Raw genomic sequence first — 3,708 nt, 5'->3', positions numbered from 1 at the left:
ATGAGAGATAATAGAAAGACAGTAAAGAACAACAACAATAAAGATATCGGTCCCAAGGGATGTAAAAGTTAATTATCGTCGGTTTAAAAACTAAAAAAGCTAACTGAGGTTCGGTTAGCTTTTTTTATTTGGTTTGTCTATATAAACCCTTGTTATACTGAAGTTTTAATGGGTATGTCTTAAGTAAATAATAAGCTTGAGAGAGAGCCTTAACGCCTGTTTGCTACTAAAAATTTTAATTTTTGATGATTTTATTTAAAAAAGACCATTTTTGAGTGAAAATAATTTTTAATTCTAAATGAAATATTTTGCATTTCATAATCAGAAAAAATTATTTTATAGAATATAATTCGGAAAAATAAAATAAACACAAAAAAATATTTTTTATTTATCGCAAAATTTTATGATTTTTACCGAAGCTACGAACTGCAATCAGAATGAAGGTTTTACATTTATCCTTAAAAAATGTAAATGTTTTTAAAAGTGACCAGTAGTAAAAAGAACTATCTGCTGGTCACTTTACCACAACTTTAAGTATTGGTGTGAGACCAAATTGGTCAATCGATCTTTCAAAGGAAGATAGCCAATACGAATCCAAGCCTGAAGATGAAATCGATTGGGCAGTTGTGGAAATTCACCAAACTGAGGTCAAAAGGCAGCAAGGAGAAGAGCGTGTATGAAGTTACTTTTCTTTTGGCTGTTGATCAGGTTGGAATAGAAATAGATCTTGCGTTTCAAGCTAAACATACGGTTACTGCTTTCTCATCTATGGAAGGGAGCTTATTACAAAGCGAAAGCTGATTTGAAACATGGGAAAGCTGTGGAATTTCATTTTGAATATTTATTTTGTAATTATTCTGCTCTAAAAACGCTTTATAAATACTAAAAAAATTATTTCAAATATATAAAAATGTATTACAATTGAAAATTATTTGATTTTCATTTGGATATGAAAAACAAATAAATGTATATTTACGACAAATAATTATGTTTGATGGAAAATATTTGATCCCTTCTTAGGAGATTTGATGTTTATCTATCTGAATTTAAGGTTTTTAAATGTATTTGTTATGGGAGATTTTCTACAGAGAGTAAACTCGGAGAATTCGTCGGAAAGGATAGAGATTCTTTTCCAGGTACTGCCCGGAGGTTTTTTTGACCGGGTGTTAGGAATGAATATTGGAACTGTGCATTGGATTTTTGAGAAATTCTCGGCCCTGTACAGTTTCCCTAAAAAAAATCAAAAGAATGCTAGTGGACTACTTTACCAGGTTGTTCACATTTAATAAATAAGCTATGAAGACGATAATTAAATCATTTAGCTTTTTGATTCTCATTATTTCCTATTTGGGAATCAATTATGAAGTTAATGCGCAAACTGGTTGTAGCAGCCAGAATGTGACAGTAAGTAATTTTGTATTTACTGATGCGAATGGTGATCCGTTTGCAGCGGATCTTGATCTGCCATTAGGAACTCCTGTTAATGGTCAAATTCAAGCTACGTTTGGAGGGACATCAGGGAATGGATATTCTGTTTATGTCGAATATGATGTGTTCATCAATGATCAATTTGTTGGCCAAGAAATATTGTGTCTATTTCCAGGAACTCGTGTAGTTTTGGGTGTTCCTATAACAATTGATACTTTTACCTGGAATTGGGGGGATAAGTTTGAGCTCAAAAACTTTTTTATGAGTTGGAAAACCAATGCTGGCGGAACTTGTGAAAAATTGGATAGAAGCTCTAATTGTTGGTTTTCTGCTCCTGGATTTTTGGTGAGAACCCCTCTTGTTGCCAATTTTGATTTTGAAACCAACTGTGACGATTTTGAAGTAAATTTTGAAAACCTCACTACTGGTGGGAATAATGCGGCATATAGCTATACTTGGGATTTCGCGGGCTTAGGTTCTTCAACCTTAGCCAATCCTTCTTTTACTTTCCCAGGTGCTGGAAATTATAACGTTACATTAACTTCTGGAGATGGAGCAACTTCAAAAAGCATTACCAAGACAGTTCAGTTGTTTCCTTTGCTTGATGCTTCTTATACTAAAACAGACTCTGATTGTATAAATGACAACTCTGGTTCTATTACGTTGACAGTTGAGGGCGGGAAAGGCCCTTATACCTATTTATGGTCTACCACAAACGGTAGCGGTCTTGTTGCAGGGCAGAAAGATCAGACCGGTTTGTCTTCCGGTACTTATGATGTAACAATTACAGATGACAGGGGATGTTTTGAAACATTACAAATTGTAATTGCACAACCTAATACTGCGCCGGATCCAACTGATTTCGTGGATGAATCTGTTTGTGAAAATTCAGGTCCTTTGGGTTATAACATCACAGCTGATCCAGGATATCGTTTGATTTTTTATGATTCGGAAACGTCAACCACGCCATTGGCCACAGTTCCTTCAGTGGATACAAATACAAGCGGTGACGGAACTTTTTCGGTTTGGGCAAGCCAGATCAATGATGATGAATGTGAAAGCGATAGGGTGGAAGTTAAAATCACTGTTAATCCTTTACCGGTTTTGATGATAACTGATCCTGCTCCTGTTTGTGAACCCGGTACTGTAGATTTGACTGCAGCAGCCGTTACTTCAGGGTCTTCAGGATTTAATTCATTGGGATATTTTTCAGATGCAGATGCCAATTCCGAATTGACTGACCCAACAGCGGTTGATGTAAGTGGCACCTATTATATCAAAGCTACTTCTACTGCCGGATGTTTTGTCATTCAACCTGTGGTAGTGGTGATCAATGAGGCACCTGCTGCACCAACAAGTAGGGGTGATTTAGAAGCTTGTGCCACTGACCCTATACAGACTTTGACTGCATTGGCAGATGTGCCAGCTGGCTTTACAATAGTATGGTATGACCAAGCAGAAGGAGGTAGCCAAGTGAGCGCGCCAACTTTGAATAGCATTGGTACTAAAACATATTATGCAGAAGCTGTTAACAGCACTACCGGATGTGTTTCATTGGAAAGAACAGCTGTGACTTTGACCATAAATGACTGTAGAGTTTCTATTGTCAAGTCGGTTAATTTTGAACAAATCAATGGACCAACTACTCTGGATTATACCATTACGGTGACTAATCCTGGAAATGTTCCTTTAACAGGTGTGGTGGTTACAGATCCATTTACTAATGGTACTACTGCACTGACATTGTCTTCCGGTGATGCCAATGGCAATAATGAACTTGATACCAATGAAAACTGGGAATATACTACCTCATACGTAGTTTCCCAAGCGATGATTGATGCGGGAGATGACCTGGTGAACACCGCTTTTGTGAACACCAACGAGACTTCTGAGCAGAGCGCAACGGCAACGACCACGATCACACAGTCCCCATCGCTGACCATCAGCAAGACTGTGGACGCTACCAATATTTCGGCTCCGCAGGATCTGAACTATACGATCACGGTGACCAACACGGGCAACGTGAGTTTGACCGGAGTTGCTGTAACGGATCCTTTTGCAGGCGGAGCGGCCCTGGAAAGCGGAGACGCGAACAATAACGGTGTGCTTGACATCGGAGAGGCCTGGGTTTACAGCGCTGTTTATGCAGCCACCCAGAGTGATATTGATGCAGGTGATGACCTGGTGAACACGGCTTTTGTGAACACCAACGAGACTTCCGAGCAGAGCGCAACGGCAACGACCACGATCACGCAGAATGCTTCTTTGACCATCAGCAAG

The 3,708-nt window shown here is 38.5% G+C and carries 2 protein-coding genes; both read left to right on the top strand.

Features of this window, described 5'->3' with window-relative positions; translation table 11 throughout:
• Nucleotides 1-542: 542 nt before the first annotated feature.
• Nucleotides 543-680 (top strand): hypothetical protein, encoded by a 138-nt coding sequence (locus ACFFIP_RS18065; protein WP_382389168.1) that lies wholly within the window; start codon nt 543-545, stop codon nt 678-680.
• Between the two features lie 616 nt (nt 681-1,296).
• The coding region (locus ACFFIP_RS18060; protein WP_382389167.1) for a CLIPPER-2 domain-containing protein at nt 1,297-3,708 on the top strand (2,412 nt) is incomplete at its 3' end.

Origin of the sequence: Fontibacter flavus (genome assembly GCF_042432905.1) — a bacterium.
GTDB classification, from domain to species: domain Bacteria; phylum Bacteroidota; class Bacteroidia; order Cytophagales; family Cyclobacteriaceae; genus Fontibacter; species Fontibacter flavus.
This window is presented reverse-complemented; position numbering and strand designations above follow the sequence as displayed.